Here is a 4,827-nt window from a genome sequence, read left to right on the forward strand (position 1 = left end):
CCGGAAGCAGGTTCCAATTCGGCGGGATAGCAAGGTCGTTGGGCATTTCGCCTTCTCCGAGAGCGGGGAGGCACGATGCGGGTTGCGTCGTCTTAATGACAGACGATGGCGGCATCAATGTGCACGGGAAGGTTCGCGGGCAATAGCAGCCTTGGCCGGCGGACTGAAAGATGCGGCGGCTGTTCGATCGGTTCGAGGGAAAGACGGTGCCAATCCGTTACAGCGTCGGTGGCGGCAAGGGCATGCCGCGTCGGGAGCGCATCTACAAAAAGTAAGGCCCCGCCACGGGAGGGTGTGGCGGGGCCTTCCGTCCGTTTCTCAATCCGGACCACAACCAACCAGTCTTGCAAGGTAGCGATGCCGCGAGCTGCAGGGGAACAGTGGACTTATCGGGGAGAGAATCCTGCGACATCGCTACGGGAGAACCATAGGGGTGGACACGACATCCGGCAAGGCGAAACATCTGCGTTCTGAGGGCGAACTACCTGTATCCGATGCCTCAGTGGACCTGAGAGGTGGGGGCTACCGCAATCCGGGCGCTACGCGACGCCGATCCGGTACACGATGGGCTCCGGACCGAATGTCGCCAGGCGGGCGCGCGTCTATTTGGCTGGTTAACGCAGGACGCCGTGTTGCCAGTTCGTCAACAAGACATCACAGCCTGTGTAAAGATACCTTACATGAACGTGTCAATATAACACCTTTAAAAACAGTCAGTTATTACATTGCAGTCAAGTTGGTCTAGTATCTTTATGAAGATATTTTGCCTCAATGATGCTGGTGTCCCGACGGCATCGATCAACGGACCCCTCATGACAGCAGCCTTCCGCCACCACGACTTGCGACTCCTCAACCCCTCGTACGACTCTCCGCTGATTGACGTACTTCAAGAACTCGAGCACCTCCGGAAGCTGGATGTTGGCGGCAGTACTCCGCCGCAGATCTTCTACCAATTGAAGAGCATTTTTCACATGCTGGAGAGCCTTGGATCGGCTCGGATCGAAGGCAATCACACCACGCTCGCGGACTACGTGGATAGCACGCTCGACACCACTGCCACCAGAACCGATCAGATGAACGAGATCGGGAATATCGAGCACGCGATGGACTTCGTCGATGAGACGATCAAACAGGGCAGCGATCTATCCCACTTCTTCATTCGGGAACTGCATTCCCTTACGGTCAGCGGACTGCAGCGCGAAGGCGACAAGACGCCTGGCGCATACCGGAGTCAGGGGGTGCAGATTCGAGGAGCGAGCCACCTTCCCCCAGAAGCGACGCTGGTGCCGGATTACATGCAGGAGTTGATTGGGTTCGTAAATCATCCGGACCCATCGAAATACGACCTGATGAAGGTTGCGCTCGCCCACCACAGATTCGGCTGGGTGCATCCATTCACAAATGGCAATGGCCGCGTCGTGAGGCTGCTCACCTATGCCATGTTGCTCAAATACGGGTTCAACGTCGGCGCCGTTGGTCGAGTGCTGAATCCGACGGCAGTGTTCTGCAACGACCGGGAGCGCTATTACCAGATGCTCGCGCTCGCTGACCAAGGGGATGAGCAGTCCCTTGAGGCGTGGTGCGAGTACGTGCTGGGCGGAATACTGACCGAACTCAACAAGCTCGAGCGGTTGACCGACTTCGACTACTTGCGGAAGTCTATCCTTTCCCCAGCGCTTAGCAAGGCTAGGGAGCGGGAACACATCACTGTCGAAGAGCACCACATTTTGAAGTTGGCGATGGACGCAGAAGGTGGGGTCGTCAAGTCGAAAGACCTGGAGCCCGCGCTCAAGGGCCTCACTGCGAACCAGCGAACCTACAGGATCAAGCAGCTCGTCCAAGACCGCCTCATTGCGCCCATACATGAGGGCGCGCGCCAGTACACGCTGTGCTTTCGCAACAATAGTTTGCTCCGCGGCGTGATCGGAGCGCTTGTTGATGAAGGATTCGTGCCGTCTACGCTTCGCGGCGAGACTTGATGCTCGGCTCGCCGGCCAATCGCTGCACAAAAACTGCACCACCCAAAAACGACAAAGGACCGAAACCGGTCCTAAGTCATTGGTGCCGAAGGTGGGACTCGAACCCACACGCTTTTAAGGGCGGCGAATTTTGAGTACCACGTCGGCGGTCATCCTAGCGACCAGGTGAACCGGGTCTGGTGCCGGCTTTTTGATGTGCTCATAAGTATAAGAAGGCATGGCATGCACCGGTAGACGGTTGCACGATTCTTGTCGCGACCCTTGGTACCTGGCAAGCTCAAGTGCCGTGAATTGGCGAATTTTCCTCGCGCGCGATATGGCTTCTTAGTGCCGCGCGCCTGCACGGCGCGGTGATCAAGCAACTGCCGTGGCAGCGGTGCGTCGCCAAGTGCGACTCTTCGCATGCTCTTCTTCCCGGATCCACCGTGCTGGAAGGTTGAAGGGTATGGCCAAGCTTTCGGGCTGGAGCAGTACGAGGCGCTGGCCAGCGTCATGGCCGGCCTGATAGGCACGGCAGTCCTAACCATCAACGACCATCCAGACATGCGGCGGCTGTTCGATCGGTTCGGGGGGAAGACGGTGCCGATCCGGTACACGATGGGGGCAGGGCCGAATGTGGCTCGGCGGGAGCGGATCTATGCAACATCGTAATCGGATGGGCCGGTCGCCGGGACATGCGGGCACCGGGTCATGAACCGGAGGCGTCCGGCCAGTTGCGTCCAGCGCAACCGGGGAATAATATACGTTCCGTTATATAGCAATCTGGAGCAGGAGCATGCTTTCCCTCAAGCTAACGACTGTCGGTTCCTCGACCGGCCTCATCATTAACAAGGAAGCGCGGGCCAAGCTGCGCGTGGAAAAGGGCGATACGGTTTTCTTGACCGAGGCTCCGGGCGGCCTGCGTCTAACTGCATACAACCCGAACTTTGAGCGTCAGATGACGCTTGCCGAGTCGATCATGCGGCAGGACAGGGACATCCTGCGGGCGCTCGCTAAGTGAGGGAATGGAACTGGATCGAGCTCGATCTCATCCATGCGGTCCATGACTACCAGCTAGCCGAGCACGGCGGGGCCGACGGGGTCAGAGACGCGAGTGCGATTGAATCTGCCCTCGCTAGACCCATCAATTTGCTTGCTTACGAGACCCCTGACGCCGCCGCGCTTGCTGCGGCGTACTGCTACGGACTCGCAAAGAACCATGGATTCGTTGACGGCAACAAGCGCACCGCTTGGATCGCCGCGCGCATCTTCCTGGCAGACAATGGCTATGAGTTCCATTTCAGCCCTGCGGACGCGGTTCGCGTCATGGAGGACGTCTCGGCCGGCAAGGTCGAGGAAGAGGTTCTGGCGGCATGGTTCCGAGCCCAGATCAAGCCGATAGGCTGAGACAACGCACCAAGGAGCTAGGCATGCCCATGAATGAACGAGATATTCAAGCCCGCGATCGCAAGCGTGATATCGGAGCGGAACTGCTGGAGGCGGTGCACCGCGTGAAGGCGGGCGACGTCGGCAAGGTGCACATGGTGCCGGCGAGGTCTCACAAGACCGTTGACCGGATGGCTGCAGTGGCCGAGCAGCTCCGGCACCAAAAACCAGGCCGACTCGGTCTTCCTGGAAGCCATGACGGTGCTGCGTGTGCCGCTCTGGCGCCGACGGTTGATGTACCTCGCAGTGCGCCTTTTTGGGCGCGGTGCATACGTGCGCCGTGCTGATGCACCTGAGCCCGGCGATTAACGCGCTGGGAAGGCGAGGTCTTCGGACTTCTCTTTTTTTCCTCAAATGATGTTGAAAAAAAGGAAGTCCGTCCCTGGAGGATCCGATGCCTAGCACCAAAACTTTGTTTCCTTGGGCAGGCGAAAAGACCTGTCTGTTGGCCCGCACCCTGCCGCAGATAGATCCACTATGCGAGGCTTGGTGGCGCAGCAAGCTGGACCGTCGGACGAACTATGTATCTGGCGCGAGCATTCTCCGTTCATGGAGTCGTTGCTCAGGCTTCGTCTTCTTCGTCACTTGTATCGCTAAAGCCAAAATCAACCATGCCGGCCAGGCCTCCATTTTCGCTATCCGTACCATCTTTATATGCCCCGGAAGATTTCACTATTTCGCCTTGGTCATTGATCGTCCAAATACGAGGCCCAACCATATAGAGCTCCTTAGGGAACTTAGGCCGTTGATCGAGGGGTGTGTTCTCTGCGAGAGATTGAGCAACCAACATATCTCGAACTTCAACCTCTTTCTCAAACCCAATTACCTGAGTGCTTTTCCACCCTCGCTCCATCAGCTTCTTCGCGAACGATCGGGCAAAAAGTTCGCCGTTGTCTGCGAGGTCCTTGCCCGCAGATTTGCAGTTGTACAGCCAGATCCGAAGGGGCGTGTCATTCCCTCTTTGGTTCCCGAGGACCTTGTCCACCCAGCCGGCGAGTTTGCTCGAGCTGATGAAGCGGGGCCCCACTCCGACCCCCCGGGTTTCACGCTTGCGGCCCTCACGTTTGGATGAGGCATATTCGCGATCTACGCTATGACCGGCAAGAAAAATGTCCGTGGAGTTTCCGCCACCGCTCTTGAATGGTAGGAATTTATAAGACGCAGCGATTTGCCCGTCGGCATCGCGGAAATGGTTGGCCTTGCTGACCTCTAAATCGTCTTCGTCTACTTTGGAAAGATTCTCTGTCCCGACGTGGTGTTTTCTAAACAGCAAGGAATCTGATTCACCAAATTCAACAACGACCTGATCAGCGCGCCGACTAGGTGCCGGTGAAGCGTCCTCGTTCTTTCGAGTCAGTCAAAAGTAGAGGTGGATGGCAGTTGTGCCATTGCGTAGGGAATGGGTGATAGGCCGCCCAGTGAA

6 protein-coding genes are annotated in these 4,827 nt (G+C 57.6%); 4 read left to right on the forward strand and 2 right to left on the reverse strand.

Annotation, left to right across the window (positions count from 1 at the left end):
• The first annotated feature begins 812 nt into the window (after positions 1-812).
• From AB6O04_RS20465 to AB6O04_RS20475, 3 genes are all read left to right on the forward strand, one after another.
• Positions 813-1,979: a Fic family protein gene (locus AB6O04_RS20465; protein ID WP_368566266.1), complete on the forward strand. Its 1,167-nt coding sequence runs from the start codon at positions 813-815 to the stop codon at positions 1,977-1,979.
• Positions 1,980-2,754: 775 nt separating this feature from the next.
• A complete protein-coding gene (locus AB6O04_RS20470; protein WP_368566267.1) occupies positions 2,755-2,979 on the forward strand; it encodes an AbrB/MazE/SpoVT family DNA-binding domain-containing protein in 225 nt (74 codons plus the stop codon).
• Positions 2,976-3,365: a type II toxin-antitoxin system death-on-curing family toxin gene (locus AB6O04_RS20475; RefSeq protein ID WP_368566268.1), complete on the forward strand. Its 390-nt coding sequence runs from the start codon at positions 2,976-2,978 to the stop codon at positions 3,363-3,365. The genes AB6O04_RS20470 and AB6O04_RS20475 overlap by 4 nt, the downstream gene beginning before the upstream one ends.
• Positions 3,366-3,382: 17 nt before the next feature.
• Here AB6O04_RS20475 and AB6O04_RS20480 read toward each other — a convergent pair whose 3' ends face one another.
• Positions 3,383-3,601, reverse strand: a complete 219-nt coding sequence (locus AB6O04_RS20480; RefSeq protein ID WP_368566273.1) for a hypothetical protein — start codon at positions 3,599-3,601, stop codon at positions 3,383-3,385.
• On the opposite strand from AB6O04_RS20480, the gene AB6O04_RS20485 reads away from it, so the two are divergent.
• The gene (locus tag AB6O04_RS20485; RefSeq protein ID WP_368566270.1) at positions 3,528-3,713 is read left to right on the forward strand and encodes a DUF1353 domain-containing protein; all 186 of its coding nucleotides are present in this window, start codon (positions 3,528-3,530) and stop codon (positions 3,711-3,713) included. The two genes, AB6O04_RS20480 and AB6O04_RS20485, sit on opposite strands and share 74 nt — an antisense overlap.
• A 253-nt stretch (positions 3,714-3,966) precedes the next feature.
• Here AB6O04_RS20485 and AB6O04_RS20490 read toward each other — a convergent pair whose 3' ends face one another.
• Positions 3,967-4,677 (reverse strand): hypothetical protein, encoded by a 711-nt coding sequence (locus tag AB6O04_RS20490; protein ID WP_368566272.1) that lies wholly within the window; start codon positions 4,675-4,677, stop codon positions 3,967-3,969.
• Positions 4,678-4,827: the final 150 nt, after the last annotated feature.

Source organism: Pseudoxanthomonas sp. UTMC 1351 (genome assembly GCF_040948865.1).
GTDB lineage: Bacteria > Pseudomonadota > Gammaproteobacteria > Xanthomonadales > Xanthomonadaceae > Pseudoxanthomonas_A.